Source organism: Tenacibaculum agarivorans (genome assembly GCF_001936575.1).
Lineage (GTDB): Bacteria > Bacteroidota > Bacteroidia > Flavobacteriales > Flavobacteriaceae > Polaribacter > Polaribacter agarivorans.
Map to the genome: position 1 here is coordinate 61,518 of NZ_MSMP01000012.1, position 19,123 is coordinate 80,640.

The 19,123-nt window shown below is 30.8% G+C and carries 19 protein-coding genes; 11 read left to right on the forward strand and 8 right to left on the reverse strand.

The annotated features are described in order from the left end of the window. Positions 1-16: 16 nt before the first annotated feature. The 4 genes from BVC87_RS11030 to BVC87_RS11045 all read right to left on the reverse strand — a co-directional run bounded on the left by BVC87_RS11030 (position 17) and on the right by BVC87_RS11045 (position 4,588). Positions 17-919, reverse strand: a complete 903-nt coding sequence (locus tag BVC87_RS11030; RefSeq protein ID WP_075342437.1) for a helix-turn-helix domain-containing protein — start codon at positions 917-919, stop codon at positions 17-19. 7 nt (positions 920-926) lie between these two features. Beyond that, positions 927-1,706 (reverse strand): SDR family NAD(P)-dependent oxidoreductase, encoded by a 780-nt coding sequence (locus BVC87_RS11035; RefSeq protein WP_075342438.1) that lies wholly within the window; start codon positions 1,704-1,706, stop codon positions 927-929. Positions 1,707-1,799: 93 nt separating this feature from the next. Further along, on the reverse strand, positions 1,800-3,362 hold the full coding sequence (locus BVC87_RS11040) for a protein adenylyltransferase SelO (RefSeq protein ID WP_075342439.1): 1,563 nt from the start codon (positions 3,360-3,362) through the stop codon (positions 1,800-1,802). An 8-nt stretch (positions 3,363-3,370) separates the two neighbouring features. Beyond that, the gene (locus BVC87_RS11045) at positions 3,371-4,588 is read right to left on the reverse strand and encodes a bifunctional alpha/beta hydrolase/OsmC family protein (protein WP_075342440.1); all 1,218 of its coding nucleotides are present in this window, start codon (positions 4,586-4,588) and stop codon (positions 3,371-3,373) included. 164 nt (positions 4,589-4,752) lie between these two features. Between BVC87_RS11045 and BVC87_RS11050 the strand changes: the two genes are divergently transcribed. From BVC87_RS11050 to BVC87_RS11075, 6 genes are read left to right on the forward strand one after another with little or no spacing between them, the layout of a single operon-like run. Beyond that, positions 4,753-6,423, forward strand: coding sequence for an AAA family ATPase (locus BVC87_RS11050; RefSeq protein WP_075342441.1), 1,671 nt, complete (start codon positions 4,753-4,755; stop codon positions 6,421-6,423). Between the two features lie 18 nt (positions 6,424-6,441). Beyond that, on the forward strand, positions 6,442-6,939 hold the full coding sequence (locus BVC87_RS11055; RefSeq protein ID WP_075342442.1) for a hypothetical protein: 498 nt from the start codon (positions 6,442-6,444) through the stop codon (positions 6,937-6,939). A 7-nt stretch (positions 6,940-6,946) separates the two neighbouring features. Next, positions 6,947-7,153 (forward strand): DUF2997 domain-containing protein, encoded by a 207-nt coding sequence (locus BVC87_RS11060; RefSeq protein ID WP_075342443.1) that lies wholly within the window; start codon positions 6,947-6,949, stop codon positions 7,151-7,153. Positions 7,154-7,169: 16 nt separating this feature from the next. Then, positions 7,170-8,144, forward strand: a complete 975-nt coding sequence (locus BVC87_RS11065; RefSeq protein WP_075342444.1) for a helix-hairpin-helix domain-containing protein — start codon at positions 7,170-7,172, stop codon at positions 8,142-8,144. A gap of 9 nt (positions 8,145-8,153) precedes the next feature. Next, on the forward strand, positions 8,154-9,161 hold the full coding sequence (locus BVC87_RS11070; protein WP_075342445.1) for a ComEA family DNA-binding protein: 1,008 nt from the start codon (positions 8,154-8,156) through the stop codon (positions 9,159-9,161). Then, the gene (locus BVC87_RS11075) at positions 9,162-9,767 is read left to right on the forward strand and encodes a 4Fe-4S single cluster domain-containing protein (RefSeq protein WP_075342446.1); all 606 of its coding nucleotides are present in this window, start codon (positions 9,162-9,164) and stop codon (positions 9,765-9,767) included. Here BVC87_RS11075 and msrA read toward each other — a convergent pair whose 3' ends face one another. Both msrA and msrB read right to left on the reverse strand, forming a co-directional pair. After that, positions 9,768-10,301, reverse strand: a complete 534-nt coding sequence (gene msrA, locus BVC87_RS11080; protein WP_075342447.1) for a peptide-methionine (S)-S-oxide reductase MsrA — start codon at positions 10,299-10,301, stop codon at positions 9,768-9,770. Beyond that, positions 10,288-10,737 carry a peptide-methionine (R)-S-oxide reductase MsrB gene (gene msrB, locus BVC87_RS11085; protein ID WP_075342448.1) on the reverse strand — a complete coding sequence of 150 codons (450 nt, stop codon included), beginning with the start codon at positions 10,735-10,737 and terminating at the stop codon, positions 10,288-10,290. The genes msrA and msrB overlap by 14 nt, the downstream gene beginning before the upstream one ends. Before the next feature lie 87 nt (positions 10,738-10,824). Here msrB and BVC87_RS11090 point away from each other — a divergent pair, with 87 nt between their 5' ends. Continuing rightward, positions 10,825-12,030 (forward strand): Pycsar system effector family protein, encoded by a 1,206-nt coding sequence (locus BVC87_RS11090; protein ID WP_075342449.1) that lies wholly within the window; start codon positions 10,825-10,827, stop codon positions 12,028-12,030. 105 nt (positions 12,031-12,135) lie between these two features. Next, positions 12,136-12,603, forward strand: a complete 468-nt coding sequence (locus BVC87_RS11095; RefSeq protein ID WP_075342450.1) for a hypothetical protein — start codon at positions 12,136-12,138, stop codon at positions 12,601-12,603. Between the two features lie 68 nt (positions 12,604-12,671). Here the strand turns inward: BVC87_RS11095 and BVC87_RS11100 are convergent, their stop codons facing one another. Further along, entirely contained in the window at positions 12,672-15,065 is a 2,394-nt protein-coding gene (locus BVC87_RS11100) for a GAF domain-containing protein (RefSeq protein WP_075342451.1), read from the reverse strand. 216 nt (positions 15,066-15,281) lie between these two features. Between BVC87_RS11100 and BVC87_RS11105 the strand changes: the two genes are divergently transcribed. The 3 genes from BVC87_RS11105 (at position 15,282) to BVC87_RS11115 (ending at position 17,721) form a co-directional block, all read left to right on the forward strand. Further along, a complete protein-coding gene (locus tag BVC87_RS11105; protein WP_075342452.1) occupies positions 15,282-15,641 on the forward strand; it encodes a hypothetical protein in 360 nt (119 codons plus the stop codon). A 27-nt stretch (positions 15,642-15,668) separates the two neighbouring features. Beyond that, on the forward strand, positions 15,669-16,508 hold the full coding sequence (locus BVC87_RS11110) for a type IV pili methyl-accepting chemotaxis transducer N-terminal domain-containing protein (protein WP_083629398.1): 840 nt from the start codon (positions 15,669-15,671) through the stop codon (positions 16,506-16,508). 184 nt (positions 16,509-16,692) lie between these two features. Continuing rightward, on the forward strand, positions 16,693-17,721 hold the full coding sequence (locus BVC87_RS11115; protein ID WP_075342454.1) for an energy transducer TonB: 1,029 nt from the start codon (positions 16,693-16,695) through the stop codon (positions 17,719-17,721). Positions 17,722-17,755: 34 nt separating this feature from the next. Here the strand turns inward: BVC87_RS11115 and der are convergent, their stop codons facing one another. Beyond that, positions 17,756-19,066, reverse strand: coding sequence for a ribosome biogenesis GTPase Der (gene der, locus BVC87_RS11120; RefSeq protein ID WP_075342455.1), 1,311 nt, complete (start codon positions 19,064-19,066; stop codon positions 17,756-17,758). Between the last annotated feature and the right edge of the window lie 57 nt (positions 19,067-19,123).

Sequence of the window (19,123 nt, forward strand, 5' to 3'; positions counted from 1 at the left end):
AAAACAAAAATACAAATTAGTTCACAGAACGATACTTTGCCGGAGTATATCCTGTTTTTTTCTTGAACAAGGTGCTGAAATGTTGCGGATACTCGAAACCTAATTCATAAGCAATCTCACTTATAGAATTCGTACTTCCTAATAATTTGTTCTTAGCTTTGTTAACTATAAAAGCATGGATGTGATCTTTAGCACTTTTACCTGTCTCTTTTTTGAGAAGATCACTTAAGTAGTTTGGTGACATGTTTAGCTGTTCGCCGCAATACTTAACAGAGGGTATTCCTAATTCTGAAGGTTTTTCTGAAGTAAAATAATCTTGTAATAACTTTTCAAAATCAGATATATGATCTTGATGCAAATTAGTTCTTACATAAAATTGTCTATCGTAATAACGATTACAATAATCGAGCAGAAGTTCAAGGTTCGAAATAATCAACTTTTGACTATGCTTATCGATATTCTGATTGTACTCTTTTTCAATTTTTAAAACAATCTCTGTGATAGTATCTTCTTCCTCTTCAGAAAGATGTAGTGCTTCATGTACTTCATAATCAAAAAAAGAATAAGAGTTAATGTTTGTACTAAGTGTAGATTTCCTGATCAAATCAGGATGAAAAAAGAGCAACCAACCTTTTAATTCTTGTATATTAGGATCAGTTGTGTGTGATAATACTTGATCTGGTTTGCAAAAAATCATAGTACCAGTAGAAAAATCATACGAATTTCTGCCATAATGTAGAGAACAAGATTTTGCATCTTTCAAAGAAATCATGTACAAATTTAAGGTACATTTATCTGTATTAAACTCTCCATTTTGAGGAAGATCAGATACTTTAATAATGGATATTAAAGGATGTTTAGGAGGAGGTAACTGCAATGTGTCGTGTAATTCTTCTATGGAACTAATGTGTATGATCATAATAAAGTTATTTGATTTTTTGCATATCGTGAATTTGTTTCAATAACATCTTTTTAGGAGTAAAAGGTAGCATTTTTAACAGTAATGATTGAGAAAATGTTAATCCAGAGATGACATCTAATTTACCTGAAAGCATTCCTTTGTATCCAGCTTCCGCAACAGAACGAGCACTTGCAGGTTTATCAAATAAATTAGTTTTATCCATGCCAGAAGTCGAACCAAATTCTGTAGCAGTAGCTCCAGGCATTAAATTGGTTACCGTAACATTAGTGTCACTTAATTCTTGTGCTATAGCATTACTAAATGAAGTAACATAAGCTTTAGTGGCATAATACACTGCTTGCAAAGGTCCAGGTAGTAAACTAGCAGTAGAAGAAACATTAAGTATTTTCCCTTGATTCCTATTTACAAAGTCAGGTGAAAAAAGACGAGTTAGTGTTGTTAATGCAATGACATTTAAGTTAATCATGGTAATATCTTGTGCTAATGCTCTTTCATGAAATTTACCAACACCACCAAATCCAGCATTATTGATTAAAAAGTTTACAGTAATGTTTTCTTTTGAAACTTCATCATATATTTCTTGCGCAGCATTAGGTTTTGTAAGATCTTTTACTATAATCTTTACTTGAGTATGGTATGTACTCTCAATTTCAGATTTTAACTCTTGTAACTTATTTTCTCTACGCGCTACTATAATAACATCTCCATTTCTTTCAGCATGAAGTAAGGCAAATTCTTTTCCTAAACCGCTACTAGCACCAGTAATTAATGCAACATTATTCATTGTAATTGTTTTAAAATTAATATACTACAAAATTATCAGCTAGGTGTTTCCTAAAAGTATATATTTTACTGAATAATGTATATGGATTACTTATTATGAACTACAAGACAACATAGAGCAACCAATTTTATGGCGAGCCCATTCAGGTCGTTTAGCAAACCATTTTTCCTGTTGAGGTTGTTCGTCGTAAGGAAATTTTAATAATTGGTATAATTCATCAATGAGTTCGTAGCTTCCTTTGTCAGCTTCATCAATGGCAAGTTGCGCCATGTAGTTTCGAAGTACATATTTAGGGTTAACTGTATTCATGTATTGTGCTCTTTCCTGATCTGATTGATTTACTTTTTGGAGTATGTTGATGTATCGATCAAACCAAGTAATCCACTGTTCTTTACTAGATTTCTGAAGTTCATCCAGTGCGTAAAAAGCGTCTGAAACTGTAATGAAAGCACTAGAGGATGTATCATTTTTAGATACAGAAGCAAGCTTTCTAAAGAATATAGTATAATCTGTTTCAGCTAGCTGTAATGTTTTTTCTAAATCAGCAATAAGAGAGGAATAATCGTTTTCAATAGGTAAGCCCAATTTCTTTTTCATCATCAGATCATATTGAGTGACGTACAAACTTTCGTAGGCATCTAAAATAGTTTGTAATGCATCTACATCTTCTACTAAAGGATATAAAGCATTGGCTAATTTGTACAAGTTCCACATACCGATGTAACCTTGATTGCCAAAGCGATATCTTCTATGTTGTGCATCGGTAGTATTAGGAGTCCATTCATAATCAAATCCTTCTAACCAGCCATATGGACCATAATCGATAGTTAAACCTAGAATAGACATGTTGTCGGTATTCATTACCCCGTGTACAAAACCAACACGTTGCCAGTGTACAATCATTTCAATTGTTCGATTACGAACTTCGATTAAAAAGTCGATATATTTCTGTTTTCCTGTTGAAATAATTTCAGGATAAAAATGAGAAATAGTATAATCTGTTAGTTGTTTTAGTGTTTCATGATCCTGTCTTGAAGCAAAAATTTCAAAATTTCCAAAACGTATAAAACTAGGGGCAACCCTACAAACTACAGCACCTTTTTCATAGGCAGCATTACCATTATACATGACATCTCGCAATACGCGATCACCAGTTAAACTTAAGGATAATGACCGAGTTGTAGGGACGCCTAAATGATACATGGCTTCACTACATAAATGTTCTCTTATGGATGAACGTAACACGGCTAATCCATCAGCTCTTCTTGAATATGGAGTTTCTCCAGCTCCTTTAAGTTGTAATGACCAATGTTTATTATTGTGGTCAATTTCAAATAAATTTATAGCTCTTCCATCACCTAATTGACCTGCCCAATTTCCAAATTGATATCCTCCGTAGCACATCGCATATGGATGTGTATTTTCTAACACTTTATTGCCAGAAAAAACAGCTAAAAATTCTTCAGATGACAATTCTTCTTTAGTTAATCCAATTTCATTTGAAAATTCTTCGGATACGTGAATTAAAGAAGGTTTTGCTGTTTGCTTTGGGGTAACATAAGAGAAACAAGCATTAAATACTTGCCTTCTAGAGTTTTCTAAATTTACATCAGCAGGTAATTCGTTCGTAAATGTATTTGAAATTGTAAAATTCATTAGTTGTCTCAGTTTTCAATCAATTCAGTCTCAAAATAAGCATTATTTGCTAAGGTTTTATGTACAGGACATTTCGCGGAAATTTGATACAATCGTTGTTTTTGTTTTTCATCTAAATCGCCAATTAATTTGATTTTCTTTGTAAATACGTCAACCAACCCTGTTTTTTCATTAGATAACTCTTTGTTAGATTTTTTTTCATGTGAAACATAAACAAAAACCTCTCTTAAGTCCCATTTTTTACGATTAGCATACATTTTTAATGTCATGGTGGTACATGCTATCAACCCTGCGTTTAAATAATCATAAGGAGAAGGACCAAAATCGTCACCTCCTACAGATAGGGGTTCGTCAGCAATTAAATTATGATTCCCAACTTGAATCTTGGTTGTAAAGTTGTCGTCTACTAAATTTAAATGTCCAACAGCTTGTTCTTGTTTGGTATCTAATTTAGAAATTACTTTTTTTGGAAAATAGCGTTGTACCCAAGAACCAATAACATTACCGGCATAAATACTGTCTTCTGGATTAGTTAACAAATGGTCCGCTTTATCTAAGGTAACAAAACTTTTTGGGTGATGTGCATTATGATAAATTTTTTCAGCATTTTTTATGCCTACAATAGTATCAATTGGAGAATGTAAAATTAAAATTGGCTTTCTGAGTTGCTGCACAATACTAGGTAAATCAGTTTTAGTAAAATTGTCAACAAATTCTTGATTAATATGGAATGGTCTACCGCCAATATTTACAGTAACCTCTCCTTTTTCTTTAACTTCATCTATACCATGTGAAAACAAATGTGTAACATGCTCTACATCGGCAGGAGCACCAATAGTCGCTACAGCTTTTACACTGTCTAATACAGAAGCAGCTGTAATCACAGCAGCTCCTCCTAAAGAATGGCCAACAAGTAATGAAGGAGCTTCAAAATTGGTTACCATATAATTACTAACAGCAATTAAGTCTGAGACATTTGCAGAAAAATGGCTATCATGAAATTCACCTTCACTTTTTCCTAAACCTGTAAAATCAAAACGTACCACACCAAAGCCATGTTGAGTTAATGTTCTGCTTATATTTTTAACCGCACTTAAAGAGCTAGTACAGGTAAAACAGTGTGCGAAAATTGCATAGAAATCTGGCTTTTGATTAGCAGGAAGTTCTAAAAAGGCATTTAGAATTTGCCCTTTTTCATTAGGGATGTTAAGCTTAGATCTTTTCATAAAGAGATGGTATTAATTGGTTTAGTGTAAATACAGCTTTTATGTCGAATAAATTTCTAATTTCTTACGAAGTTAAAGAATGTAAGTAAGATGATTTTTTTGGTTTTTCGTTTCAAAAATTACAACTTATTAGTTAGCTTTATCCCTAAATCAAAAAAATTCTAATGAAATCACAATACCTTAAGTTTGAAAAGTCTTTAGCCAATCATATTAAAGCTCGTTTTCCAATTATTTATATCACCACTTGGGAAGAAGAACGATTAATTGAATTAATTGGACAAATGGCAGATGATGGAGATTACTTTAAATTTAAAAAAGAAGTATTTCAGTGGAGCGTAACTAAAGGTTTAGAAAAGAAAAATAAAGTAGTTAAAGCAGATCTTAAAAACGCGATTAGTATACTGGAATATATTGAAGAGTATAAAGATGATGCAATTTTCATTTTAAAAGATCTTTATTTTGATTTAAAAAGATGTTGTGAAAATCACCCAAATCAAATCTTAATACGAAAAATTAAAGATTTAGTCTATAATTTAAAACTATCAGAATATTCTAAAACCATTGTAATCGTAGGACATGATGTTTTTGTGCCAGATGATTTATCGAAACAAATTTGTTTAATGGATTTTGAATTGCCTAATAATGAGGAAATTCAAAAAGTGTACAAGAATATTATAGATGCGAATAAAGATAATGAAAAGCTTAAGCTTGAAGTAGATGATGAGGATTTGAAAAAATTAAGTGATGCTGCTTCTGGTTTAACACTACATGAAGCAGAGAATGCATTAGCTTTAGCCATTACAAGAGATGGTACACTAAGTATTAGTGATATTGAAGCGATAAAAGAAGAGAAGAAACAACTCATAAAAAGGTCAGGAATCCTAGAGTTTTTATCTCCAAAAATTGATATGGGAAGTGTTGGAGGTTTAAATAATATTAAAAATTGGATTTATAAGCGATCGAATTCATGGGGGAATTTAGCGAAACAATACAATTTACCATCACCGAAAGGTGTGTTGATAACAGGAGTGCCTGGTTGTGGAAAATCACTCATTGCAAAGTCGTTAAGCTCTGAATGGAATTTACCATTATTGAGGTTCGATGTTGGTAGTGTTTTTGGAGGGATTGTAGGAAGTAGTGAAGCCAATATGCGAAAGGTGATTCAAACTGCTGAAGCCATAGCCCCTTGTGTACTTTGGATAGATGAAATAGAGAAAGGTTTTACAGGTATTGGTTCTTCAGGTGACAGTGGAACATCTACACGTATTTTTGGAACCTTCTTAAGTTGGATGCAAGAGAAAGAAAAATTTGTTTTTGTAGTAGCTACAGCGAATAAAATAGATGCATTACCGCCAGAGTTAATGCGAAAAGGACGTTTTGATGAAATTTTCTTTGTCGATCTCCCCACTCAAGTAGAGAGAGCAGCAATTTTTAAAGTTCATTTGCGAAAAAAACTTAAAAACAAAGAATTGTTAGAAGCAGATTTTACAGAGGAAAAATATTTAGATGTTTTAGTCGCCAAAACAGAAGGGTTTACAGGAGCTGAAATTGAACAGGTGGTAATTAGTGCTTTGTTTGAAGCTTTTGATAAACGTAGAAAACTTCTTTTTGAAGATTTTGAAAAATCAATTGAAAATACAGTGCCTTTGAGAATTACACAATCAGAAAATATTGAGGCAATAAGAGAATGGGCTAATGTTAGAGCAGTTTCTGCTACTACAGTAAACGATAATGAATTTGTTGAAGTAGCCATAACCAAAGAAGAGCAATTAGATGAATTTAATCCTTCTCCGAAAGATAAACCTAAAAGGGGAGGACGAACTATAGATTTTTAAAAAGAAAAAGATTTACATATGAGTGTAGTAGTAGTTATTGGAGGCGCAAGTGCTTTATTAGGAGCAGCAGGCGTTTCTGTAGGAAGTATAGCAGTAGGTACTGTAGCAGAAGCGTTATTATCTAAATTAGAAACAAAAACATCTGATGTTAATAATACTGTTATTTATCCTTCAATTTTCAGAAAAATGAATATTGTTAAAACAGCATTATCAAACTTAGCTGTAGATGCAAGGGTAAATTCAAACAATCATGTTTTAGGACAAATAGATGAGGTTAAAGTAGAATGTGTTTTTAATTCAAATCGAAAGGCGATTGATATGTTTTTTATTGGAGCAACTGAGAGTAAAGCACAAAATATTGTAACTAAAATAGAAGAAGAATACGGTAATGTAATTCAAGAGTTAGTGTACAAGAAATTAAAAAGTGATGCAACTAATAAAGGGTTAACATTAGAATCTGAACAGCTTACTGAGGATAAATCTATTGTGTTAACCTATAATATTAATCAATTTTAATAAGGGTATGAAGAAGATCATAATAGAAATCACAAATAGTGGCGCTGTAAAAGCAAAAGTAGAAGGAGTGAAAGGTAAAAGGTGTTTAGAATACATAAGTATATTAGAAGAGTTGATTGAAGGTGAAACTTTGGAACATGAACTGACCCACGAATTTCATGAAGAAGAGGTTGATGTAAAGGATCAAAATCATCTGTCAAATAATCAAAACTAAAAAATGTAAGCGCAAGGTGAAAAAGTTAAAAATTCTTCCTTTAATTGCTATATCTATTGTGCCAGTTTTTAATAGCATTATTGCTGTAGGATATGGCATTTATATCAAACGATATTCTGCAGCAGTATATGCTGGATTATTTTTAATAGCTACTGTAGTGTTGTTAGAAATGGATACTTATGAAACCAATCAACACCTTATAAAAACATATGAAGTAGAGAAAAGAAGCGATTTAGAAGTGTTTCATTTTGAAGATATTTCGTTTAGATTCCCAAAATACAGTTTGATAAAAACTAGCTTGTCAGATGGTTATCATGAGGAGGTTAAAACAGAAAAAGAGAAAGAATATCTCCACAAAATCACAGTTGTACAGGGTAAGTATACATCATATTTTATATTAGACAAAGAAGGAAATTTGGTAGAAGATAGATTGAAAAAATTGTATGATCAGCAACTGGCGAACTATAAAAAAGATAATCCGGATAAAAAGGTAGTGTTTACAGATACAGTGTATAGATCTTATTATGGAGTATTAGGCCCAATTTTTATCATAATTTCTATGCTTCATTGTTTCTTCACATTACGAAAGAGAAAAGAAGATACGGTAACAAGTAATCAAAATCCACAAATAAATATTAAACCTTCAAAAGAAATTGAAGCAGTTATTGAAAATGAAGAGAACATTGCAATGAGTTTTGATGATTTGATAGAAAATCAAGAAGATTCTCAAAGTATCGTAAATGACATGATTGATGTGAATAAAGCTGATCAATCGCAGTTTGCTCAATTGGAAGGGATATCAACTGTACAAGCGCTATATTTTATAAAAGAACGTGAGGACAACGGAAGATATACAAGCGTTTCTAATTTTTTTGAACGAAATTCTATTTCAGATAACTTACAAAACACCTTAATTAATAATCTTTCTCTTGAAGATGATATAGATGCTGAGGATACGAGTGAAAGTAGAGGAAGAGTTTTAGATTTTTAAATTGATATTATGTGTATAGTTATAATTATACTAATTGCTCTGGCTTTTTTACCATATGTAAACGCTGTGGTAGCCATCTTTTTTTCTATCATAGCAGGAAACTACAAATTAATTTTAGGGACTATAGCATTATTTGTGCTTTATATTTTTGTAACACGTTTAGATAAAAAAGAAAACAATCAGTATCTAGAAAGCTTTTACAGTGTAAATGATGCTAGAAATTTAGAATTCTTTTCAAGTTATGATGTTTTTATAACGTATCATCCTAAATATTCATTAGTTGATACAGATTTGGAAGATGGTTATCATGAGAAAGCAGTAAAGAAAAATGGAAAAGAGGAGATTCATAAGATGACAGCAAAATATGGTGAGTACATTTCATATGTTATTACCAATGTTAAGGGAGATACATTAAGAGATCAAAAACAATTCTTACAACAACAACAGCTAAAGAATTATGAAAAAGACCATCCTAATAAAAAAGTAGTTCTAGGAGATAAACGCGAAAATAAAGGCTTTTTAGGATATTTAAAAGATGTGATTTATGTGTTATGTATTATAGCAGCATTTTACTCATATTATATCAATGGAAATCATACCTATGTAGAATCATTTCAGAACTTACCTAAGAAGAAAAGACCTAAACTGTCGAAAAACGAAATTATTTTAGAACCAGAAGATGTGCTTGACAAAGGAATTGATGAAGTTACTTTGGAAGTTTTACAAAGTGATGTAGTTAGCGATAGTGAATTATTAGATGTTAACATTATTAATGAGGAAGAGTTTGCTACATTAAAAGGCATTTCATTAGTTCAAGCTAAATATTTGATTCAAGAAAGAGAAGAGAATGGAGATTATACATCATTAGAAGATTTTTATATCAGAAATGATATTTCTGACCGTGTAAAGGAAAATATTCATAATCATCTCTATTGTGAAGAGAAAGAAAAAAAGAGTAATAAAAGGAAATCAAAGGATAACAAATCTAGAAATAAAGGAAGAAGATTAGAATTATAAATGCAATTAAATATACACAAATATATTCCTGTTTCAGAAGTTGAAGGTCCAGGTAAACGCTTTGTTTTATGGGTTCAAGGCTGTAGTATACAATGTGAAAATTGCTTTGTTCCTCATACTTGGAATGTAAAAGAGGGTAATATGATTAGTATAGATGAATTGTATAAGATTATAATGAGTTATTCAAATGAATTGGAAGGAATCACAGTTTTTGGAGGAGAACCTTTTGATCAACATCTAGCATTGTATCAGTTGATTAAGAAGCTAAAAGAGAATACAAACTTATCTGTAATGATTTTTAGTGGTTATACCTATGAACATCTAAAAAGAAGAGTAGCAATTACGAATCAACAACTTTTGGATTTGTGCGATATTTTTGTAGATGGACCTTATATTGAAAAATTACATGATTTATCTAGGCCATGGGTAGGATCAAGTAATCAGCGTTATTTCTTTTTTACTGATCGATATAAAGATTTAGCAAAAGAAATGAAAATTGAAAATAAGCTAACCATTACCATACAAAATACAGGTGAAGTTGTAGTTAATGGTTTAGCTCATAAGGATACTATAGCGTATTTAGAAGGTTTAATTTCAGATTACTAATTATTTTAGCTTATCAGCATATAACTTTCTAAGTTTTGAAAGTTTGGGTGTAATTACAAAATTACAGTAGCCTTGTTCTTTATTATTTTCATAATAATTCTGATGATACTCTTCTGCAGCATAAAAAGTGGGTAACTCACTTATTTCGGTTACAATAGGATTGTCAAAATAAGGCTTAACTTGCTTGATAACTTCTTCAATAACTAATTTTTCTTCCTCGTTTTGATAATAAATTACAGATCTATACTGGGTACCTACATCAGCCCCTTGACGATTTAAAGTAGTAGGATCATGAGTTGTCATAAAAATGATTAAAATTTCTTGAAATGAAATCACTTCAGGATCATAGGTAATCTGTATTACTTCTGCATGTCCAGTTAACCCAGAACACACTTCTCTATATGTCGGATGTCCTGGCACATTACCTCCAGCATATCCAGAAACTACTTTTTCCATTCCTTTAATTTGGTTAAAAATAGCTTCGGTACACCAAAAGCATCCGCCACCTACTGTTGCAATTTTAGTCTTCATCATTGAGTTGAATTGATAATGAATTAACACAATAGCGTAAACCACTTGGCTCCGGTCCATCAGGGAAAACATGTCCTAAATGCGCATCACAAGTATTACAAAGAATCTCAACTCGAATCATTCCATGAGAGGTATCTTTATGATATTTTACAGCATTTTCTTTAATAGGTTGTGTGAAACTTGGCCAACCAGAACTAGATTCAAATTTAATAGTAGAATCAAATAAAGGGGTATTACAACAAGTACATCTATATTCTCCAGAGGCAAATGATGAACAATGCTCGCCACTAAAAGGACGTTCAGTACCTTTTAATCGAGTAATAGCATATTCTTCTGCTGATAATAAAGCTTTCCATTCATCTTCAGTCTTTTCTACTCTTGTATCTGGTGTAGGATTTCCGTTTACGGTAAAGTGTATAATATTTTTCCAATTAAGCATAATTATTGGTCGTTAAATGGTGTGGATACTTACGTTATTAAAATTGCTAAAGTTTAGTTACTTTTACTGAACTAAATTACTGAATTTATGAGCACTCTTTTAGAAAAAGCAGAAAGTTTTGTAGTAAACTTATTAAATGAGCAGTTAGATAAAAAACTAGTGTATCATAGTATATCTCATACGCTTAGAGTAGTTGAAAAAGCTACAGAACTGGCAGATGAAGCAAAATTAGAACCTTCTGAAAAGGAAAAGTTAGTTATAGCAGCTTTGTTTCATGATACTGGATTTACTGCAGGAAGTGATAATCATGAAGATGAAAGTGTAAAGATAGCTAGTCAGTTTTTAGAAAATGAAGCAGTAGGAGTTGAATACATAGAAGGTGTACAAAAAGCTATTTTAGCAACTAAAATGGATGCCATTCCTACAACTCAATTAGAAAAATTATTGAAAGATGCTGATTGCTCTCATTTAGGGAGTAAAAATTATAATGAGTTTTCTGAGTTATTACAGAAAGAAGTAGAATTACTTACTGATGAAAAAATTAAAGATACCGATTGGATTAAAAAGAATATAGATTTTTTAACAAATGGGCATCGTTTTTATTCAGATATAGCTATTAAGAAATGGGAAAAGCAAAAATCAAAAAATCTAGCACAACTAATTAAAACGGAAAAGAAGCTTAAACAAGAGCAAAAAAAAATAGCACAGAAAAAAGAAGAACTAAAATTTAAAAAAGATAAAGTTGAGTTGCCAGAACGAGGAATTGAAACCATGTTTAGAGTAGCGTTAAGAAATCATATCACATTGAGTGATATTGCAGATACTAAAGCGAATATTTTACTGTCTGTAAATGCAATTATTATTTCAATGGCACTTTCTACACTAATTCCTAAGTTAGATAATCCATCAAATCATTATTTAATTATACCTACAATTGTATTTGTTAGCTTTACAGTAATATCAATGATACTGTCTATTTTGGCAACACGACCAAATGTAACCCAAGGAAAATTCACTAAAGAGGATATTGCAAATAAAAAAGTCAACCTAATCTTTTTTGGTAACTTTCATAAAATGAGTTTACAAGAGTTTGAGTGGGGGATGAGTGAAATGATGAAAGACAGAGATTATTTGTATGGATCTTTAACTAAAGATTTATACTTTCTAGGTTTGGTATTGAATCGTAAATACAATTTACTTCGAATTACATATACTGTTTTTATGATTGGAATAATCATAAGTGTCTTAGCTTTTGCAGTTGCTTTTAATAGTCAGAGTGTAGCAGCGTCTTAAGAAGAAGCCTATTCTAGATAATAAATTAAAAATATTAGTAATTATTAGGTAGGGTAAATTTCATCTGGATTGTATTATATCCGGAAAACGTTTAAAATTAATTTTATGAAATTTATCAAAACTCTATTTGCTATCACTTTAGCACTATTCGCATTTACATCATGTAACAATGATGATGACAATACTAATACCCCTTCATGTGAAGTTAATTTTACTATTGAAGAGAGTAAAGGATTAGATCTTAAATTTGAAACCGACAAAGTAGAAGGATATGCTTATGATTTCCAAGTTACTCAAACTACCAGTGGAAAAACTACTGTTTCTAAAGAAGTAAGTAATGGAGCAAATTCTTTTGTATGGGGAGTCGGAGAAGGTGAGTATACGGTTTGTTTAGAAGTTCGTGTACCTAAAGACAAGTGTCAACCTGAAAAGAAGTGTAATACTCTTGTAGTAACTGCTAAAAATGTGGTAGATTTTAATAAATCAGAGACAGAAAAAGTGGAAGTTTTTAAAGATACGGACGGAAACTATAAGTTAAGATTTTTAGATAAGGACGGGAAAGTAGTAGACTAGAAAAATCTATTGAGAAAAATAAAAAAGAGCCTCAAACTGAGGCTCTTTTACTTATTAATAAGATATAATTATAATTTTTTAATCAATTCATCAATGGATAAAGAAGATTTAGCTTGTTCATTAGTATCCTTATCATTGTAAATAACTTCTACACGTATAGCTTTCAATCCAGAAACCCCTTGTAAATCTTCCAATTCTAACATTTCTATTTTACCTAATTGATTTCTAGATTGTAGAAACTTAATGTATTTTAGATATTCTTGCGCATCTTTATCTTGTGAATATACAATGGCTATTTTACCAGGAGTAGTTAAACGTTCTGTTGTTCCTTTAATATGGGCTTTGTCAATTCGTTTTTTTATGATTTCATAACGAATATTATAAGCCCCATCTACATCAAACTGTTTTTCATCCATTCGAAACTCTATAGAAAGTGGATTGCTATGCACTAGAATCAATGAAGCAACACGTAGATCATGATCTAAATCGTTTCTTAAGTTGTAAGCAACATTTTCCATTTCATAAGTAGTTTGCAATTGCCACAAACGTAAATTATATAGATAAATAGAGTCATATTTCCTTTCCTTTGTAATCGATTGTCCGATATACATATTGTATTCTACACCATCAGTTTTATAACGTTCAAAATAGTGAGGAAATATTTTTTGAGCTTCTTCTTGCTTTTTGTCAATGTACTTGGCAAGCTTATCATTAAGCTTAGTTACACTATTTTCGTATTTCTTTCTTTTATCGTAAACTACTTGTAGATTATTATCTAACTTATTCAAGTATTTATCTACAAGTTGAGTAAGTTCATCATTAATTTCTTTAATATGATTAAATACAGGATATATTTCTCTTTTCAAGAAATCAACAATAGCTACTTCATCGCCTGCTTTTATTCCTTTTTTTACTTCTACCAAGTAGTCTTCAACACGATACATTAACTCGTCGTAGATTGGTAATGTTTCTTTTTTACAGGCCTCTTTTAATACATTAATAGCAGAGTTTAATTGTGTAATTAAATCTTCTTTAATTGCTGTGTTTCTTGCTGTAGAAGAACCTTTAATATCTGATTGTCCGAAAAGAGGATAAACATCATTGAAAGCTATTTTTTCAATTTTAGCATCTTCTTGCTGATCTAAAACCGCATTTTGATAGTTTTCAGCAGCTTCATAAAAACGCCACTTTACAGAAGGATGAATAGAGGTATAATATTCCTGAATGGTAGCTTCTAAAACATTTAAATATTCTTCTGAATTTCGTTCAGCAAAAGCTTCAAATACTGGTATTATATCTTCTAATTTTTGCTGATTAACCGAGTTTAGTTCGTAAATTCTTGGAGAAGCAATCTCTAATAATATAAGGTCTTTGTTTGTTGAATTTTTTATAGGAATTAATATAATACTTCCAATATTTTTATTTTCTAATTTTTTAGAAAATCGATTGCCTCCAGAGTTATCATGATATGTTTTGGTATCTGAAATTGCAATTGCTTCAGTTTCTCTAAAAATTTTACCGATCAAATGACTACAAAAGAAATCATTGCATGTAATGTGAGTGTCATTTTCTAAAATAATACTCTCAGATCTTTTTACTTTTACTACACCTTGAGAAATATTACTAATATCAAATACTGAATAACCTACATCTAAATCTTTGATAGAAAAAAAATCTCTAAGATTATCTCTTATTTTTTGATTTAAACTTTCATCTTCTCGTCTCACTAAACTGTCTCTAATAGAAGTTATGGTTTCATCTACAGTAACATCAAAAAGATTCATAATACCAAACCCTCTAAATATATAAGAGTTAGGAGGGAATTTTTCTCTCCATAGCGCTATGTTGTCAAAATTATCTAACAGTAACTTAATGTCTTCTTTAGTAATTTTTGGAGCATCTTTAGTTGCTTCAATTTCCATAAAATCACCATTGAAAGCTACTCTATAGTGTTTAGTAATACCAATTGTTGCATCAGGAATATCAAAATAAAAAGGACGCTTAAGATCTACGTGATAGTCATAAACCATACTTAAAATTAATGTACAAGCATAAATGTACATGTGATCTTGTTCGAAGTTTCGTACCTTAAATTCATAATCATCACCCGCATTCTCCAATATTTTAGCGAAACGTTCGGTGAACTTAAATGAGATAAAAGAGAAAGGTATGGTAGCTGCTTTAATTTCATTAGTGCTTAAGACTTCAGGAAATAAAGCATCTAGTAATAAATCTATAATATCACCATGTTTTTCTAATAAACTAAAATCAGAAAAACCTTCTATAAGTTCAGGAACTTTTTCTATTTCCTCAACCATTACCTTTGACGATTCATGATAAGGGTTTGACTTTTGTGTTTCATTAGCATATTTCTTAAACACATCATATATATGTTTAAAACTGATATTAACCTGTAGTGGTGTTGATACATCTAGCACATCATAAAAACTCTTAATAGTCATATTTCTACCTCATTGTTTGTACATACAAAGATACAAAATGTAAATCTTGAAAGCTATTGTTGTTTTTTGTTTGAAGATAATTCAACAAAACATGTAGTTTACACCATATTATTTAGGGGTTTTTCCTGTTTGTTGAATTTTTTTTAATGAATAATTTGTTTTATATGTCATTAAGTTCTAAATTGCCGCCTCAATTACTCTTGATAACCCCCAATTATGAAGATTTTATACATTTCTTTACTGTTGTTACTATTTTCTGTAGCAGCACATTCACAATCTGAAGAAGATTATCAAAATGCATTAGGCCTTGTCAAAAAGGCATTTAATGAAAAACAAGCAACAAGTTTATACGAAAAGTTTAGTTCCTCCTTGAAAGGGAAATTAAAGCAAGATGCTTTTACAAAAACTATGGATAGTTTGCATACTGAGAAAGGTACACTTTCAAGTTATGAACTTATTTTAGAAGAAAATAAGGAGAGAAGTTATTTAACCGAGTTCGAGAATGCATCTATGCTGCTTCTTATTCAGTTATCTCCAGAAGGTGAAATTTCAACGTTCACTATAAAAGAGTATTAATAAACCCAATACAACAAATTATTTATCATGAAAAAATACTCAACTAAAATAGCATTTTCATTTATTCTGTTTTTAGCAACCCACTTTATGTTTTCTCAAAGCGGAAAATATGGAGCACTTACATTTAATAAAGCAGTAAATATATCTGGTAAACAACGTATGTTAACGCAAAGAATGGGTAAAATTTATCTTTATCTGTTAGACAATCCAGACGATTTAAAAGCTAAAAGAGATTTAAGAATAACTAAAATAATATTTGAAAAACAAATAGGGATTCTAGAAAAAAATACAAGTTCTAACCTTACCAAAAATAGATTAAAAGAAGTAAGGGATACTTGGGTAAAATATAAGAAAATTATAGAGTCTACTCCTGATAAAGGTAATGCAGTTAAAATTATAAATACCAATTCTACAATTTTAAAGTATGCAAATAATGTAGTTAACGCTATTATTTTGGAAGCTAAAGGTGGAAATGCTTCTAGTGATGAATATGTAGCAGAAGAGGAATCAGCATTAAAACAAATCATTAATAAGTCAGGTAGACAGCGTATGTTATCACAACGTTTAGCATTATATTATTTTGCCAACAAACCTGGTTTAAAAAATGCTAAAACATCAAATACATTACAATCAGTATTTACAGAGCTAGATAATGCTTTAAATGATTTATTGATTTCTAGTTTTAATAACGATAGAATAGATGAAGCATTAGGAGATGTTACTTCTTTATGGGAATCTGTAAAAACAAATAAAGAGAAGTTAACGAAGCAAGGTTATCAAGATCAAGAGATCTATAACTTAAGTAATCAATTAACAAAAACGTTTAATAAGATTACAAATCTTTACGAAAAAGTAAGGGTAGAATAAAAATAAGAAAGTAAAATAGTTGAATAATAAATAAAAAGAAGTTTAACCCAAAAAAGAGTATTAACACATATGTATAACAAAAAACATTAAAGTACACGGAGAGTCATGTAGCTAAGACTACATATCATTTATATTTATTTTATTGATATAACTCTGCGATTTAATTTTCACACCCCCCAATATTATGAAATCAAAGAATTATCTTGCAATTTTATTTGCAACTGCATGCTTTGTATCTACAGCTCAAAACAAGGTATGCACCTCAAAGAATCAAGTAGAAGACTTAAACTCCATAGGGAAATGTGCTATTGAAAGATTCAAAAAATCGAACAACAAAGAATTTGTTCAAATTTCTACTAGGCCTAGAGTAGTGAGAAGGCGAAATACTCGAAATCTTTTAAAAATTAAGAAAGATATTACGGCCATTTCTAAGCAAAAACTAACAATAAATAATGTAGACAATGTACCATTATTTATAGATTGTACTTCAGGTAGTAATCAATTGTCGTGTTTTAATCAAAACATGCAAAAACATATAGATGAAAACTTAAGATATCCTGAAGGAGCATATAATAGTGGTATAGAAGATAGAGTATTAACCACGTTTACTATTTCTGTTGACGGTACCGTTAAAAATATTAAAACAGAAAGTTCTAAAGGGAATGCTTTGTTAGAAACCGAAGCAAAACGAGTTATTTCAAACTTACCTAAGTTTAAGCCTGCAAAACATAATGGTATTACCACAGATGTGAAGCATAAAATTTATGTGAATTTTAATTTACCTTCTAGTAATAGTAAGCTATATGCTAACGCTAATAACGCTGCTAATACTAACGAAGAATTTATCCGTGATTATGTACGATTTGATCAAGTGACTAGTGCTCCTGTTTTTATTACATGTGCAGATAATCAGGGAACTTCTAGAGAAGAGTGTATTAAAGAAACTATAGTAAGTAATATGTTAGATAACTTAACTTATCCGTTTGATGCAGCTTCTGAAGGAATTGAAGGAAGAATTTGGGTAAGATTTATTGTAGATAAAGACGGTTACGTTAAAAACATAGCTACTTCTGGTCCTGATAATGCTCAGTTATTAGAAGAAGAAGCAAAACGATTAGTAACTTTATTACCTAAGTTTTTACCAGGAAAAGTTAATGATAACTACGTAAATGTAGAATACTTTATACCAATTGATTTTCAGTTAGATGAATAATAAGTGTTTATTTTAGACAAATAATAGTTTCCAATTATTTTTGTCTAAAATAAATACTAATAGGTACACCATTAAAATTATAGTGTTCTCTTAATTTATTTTCTACAAATCGCCTATATGGATCTTTTATATATTGAGGTAAATTAGCAAAGAAAGCAAATTGCGGTGTATGCGTTGGTAATTGCATACAATATTTAATTTTTATGAACTTCCCTTTTGTAGCAGGAGGAGGAGTTTGCTGCATTATATCTAGCATAGTTTCATTTAACTTACTAGTTTGAATCTTTCTTTTTCTATTTTCAAATACCTCTACGGCAGTTTCTATAGCTTTATAGATTCTTTGTTTGGTTAAAGCTGAAATAAAAACAATAGGAATATCTGTAAAAGGCTCTACAGTTTTTCGGATTTTATTCTCAAAATCACGCATGGTATTTGTTTCTTTATCAACTAAATCCCATTTGTTTACCAAAATAATTACACCTTTTCTGTTCTTTTCAGCTAACCAGAAAATCTTTTCATCTTGTCCTTCAAAACCGCGAGTAGCATCTACCATTATAATTGCTACATCACAATGTTCAATGGCTCTAACTGCTCTCATTACAGAATAGAATTCTAAATCTTCTTTAACTTTTGATTTTTTTCGAATTCCAGCAGTGTCTACTAAATTAAATTCGAAACCAAAACGATTATACTTTGTGTCAATAGAATCCCTTGTAGTACCCGCAATATTAGTAACAATATTTCTGTCTTCTCCTATTAAAGCATTTATAAATGAAGATTTTCCAGCATTAGGTCTTCCTACCACAGCAAAACGAGGTAATTCTTCTTTCTGTTCTTCATCATCAGAAGGTTCTGGTATTTTTTCTACAATAGCATCCAGTAAATCACCTGTTCCACTTCCATTTACAGAAGAAATAGTGTGGTAATCACCTAAACCTAAATTGTAAAACTCTACTGCATCAGCAGCTCGCATGGCATTATCTACCTTGTTTACCGCAATAAATAAAGGTTTCTCTACCTGACGTAGGATTTTAGCTACAGTTTGATCCATAGGAGTAATACCTTGCTCTACATCTACAACAAATAAAATAATATCAGCTTCGTCTAAAGCTAACTCTACTTGTTTTCTAATCTCTCCTTCAAAAATGTCATCAGAACCTACGATATATCCACCAGTGTCAATTACAGAGAATTCTTTACCATTCCATTCAGACTTTCCATAATGGCGATCTCTAGTTACTCCACTTACAGAATCTACAATGGCTTCTCTACGTTTAATTAATCTGTTGAATAAAGTTGATTTACCTACATTAGGTCTTCCAACGATTGCTACAATACTACTCATGCTGCAAAGGTAGCGTTTCTATAAAACAAAACAACTATTGACTAGATAATCAATAGT

Excerpts from the sequence above, each read along its gene's own strand:
- BVC87_RS11055 (WP_075342442.1), top strand. The coding sequence starts at position 6,442 with ATGAGTGTAGTAGTAGTTATTGGAGGCGCAAGTGCTTTATTAGGAGCA.
- BVC87_RS11050 (WP_075342441.1), top strand. The coding sequence starts at position 4,753 with ATGAAATCACAATACCTTAAGTTTGAAAAGTCTTTAGCCAATCATATT.
- msrB (WP_075342448.1), bottom strand. The coding sequence starts at position 10,737 with ATGCTTAATTGGAAAAATATTATACACTTTACCGTAAACGGAAATCCT.
- BVC87_RS11070 (WP_075342445.1), top strand. The coding sequence starts at position 8,154 with ATGTGTATAGTTATAATTATACTAATTGCTCTGGCTTTTTTACCATAT.
- BVC87_RS11040 (WP_075342439.1), bottom strand. The coding sequence starts at position 3,362 with ATGAATTTTACAATTTCAAATACATTTACGAACGAATTACCTGCTGAT.
- BVC87_RS11110 (WP_083629398.1), top strand. The coding sequence starts at position 15,669 with ATGAAAAAATACTCAACTAAAATAGCATTTTCATTTATTCTGTTTTTA.
- BVC87_RS11115 (WP_075342454.1), top strand. The coding sequence starts at position 16,693 with ATGAAATCAAAGAATTATCTTGCAATTTTATTTGCAACTGCATGCTTT.
- BVC87_RS11075 (WP_075342446.1), top strand. The coding sequence starts at position 9,162 with ATGCAATTAAATATACACAAATATATTCCTGTTTCAGAAGTTGAAGGT.
- BVC87_RS11105 (WP_075342452.1), top strand. The coding sequence starts at position 15,282 with ATGAAGATTTTATACATTTCTTTACTGTTGTTACTATTTTCTGTAGCA.
- BVC87_RS11100 (WP_075342451.1), bottom strand. The coding sequence starts at position 15,065 with ATGACTATTAAGAGTTTTTATGATGTGCTAGATGTATCAACACCACTA.
- der (WP_075342455.1), bottom strand. The coding sequence starts at position 19,066 with ATGAGTAGTATTGTAGCAATCGTTGGAAGACCTAATGTAGGTAAATCA.
- BVC87_RS11095 (WP_075342450.1), top strand. The coding sequence starts at position 12,136 with ATGAAATTTATCAAAACTCTATTTGCTATCACTTTAGCACTATTCGCA.
- BVC87_RS11060 (WP_075342443.1), top strand. The coding sequence starts at position 6,947 with ATGAAGAAGATCATAATAGAAATCACAAATAGTGGCGCTGTAAAAGCA.
- BVC87_RS11030 (WP_075342437.1), bottom strand. The coding sequence starts at position 919 with ATGATCATACACATTAGTTCCATAGAAGAATTACACGACACATTGCAG.
- BVC87_RS11090 (WP_075342449.1), top strand. The coding sequence starts at position 10,825 with ATGAGCACTCTTTTAGAAAAAGCAGAAAGTTTTGTAGTAAACTTATTA.
- BVC87_RS11035 (WP_075342438.1), bottom strand. The coding sequence starts at position 1,706 with ATGAATAATGTTGCATTAATTACTGGTGCTAGTAGCGGTTTAGGAAAA.
- BVC87_RS11045 (WP_075342440.1), bottom strand. The coding sequence starts at position 4,588 with ATGAAAAGATCTAAGCTTAACATCCCTAATGAAAAAGGGCAAATTCTA.
- msrA (WP_075342447.1), bottom strand. The coding sequence starts at position 10,301 with ATGATGAAGACTAAAATTGCAACAGTAGGTGGCGGATGCTTTTGGTGT.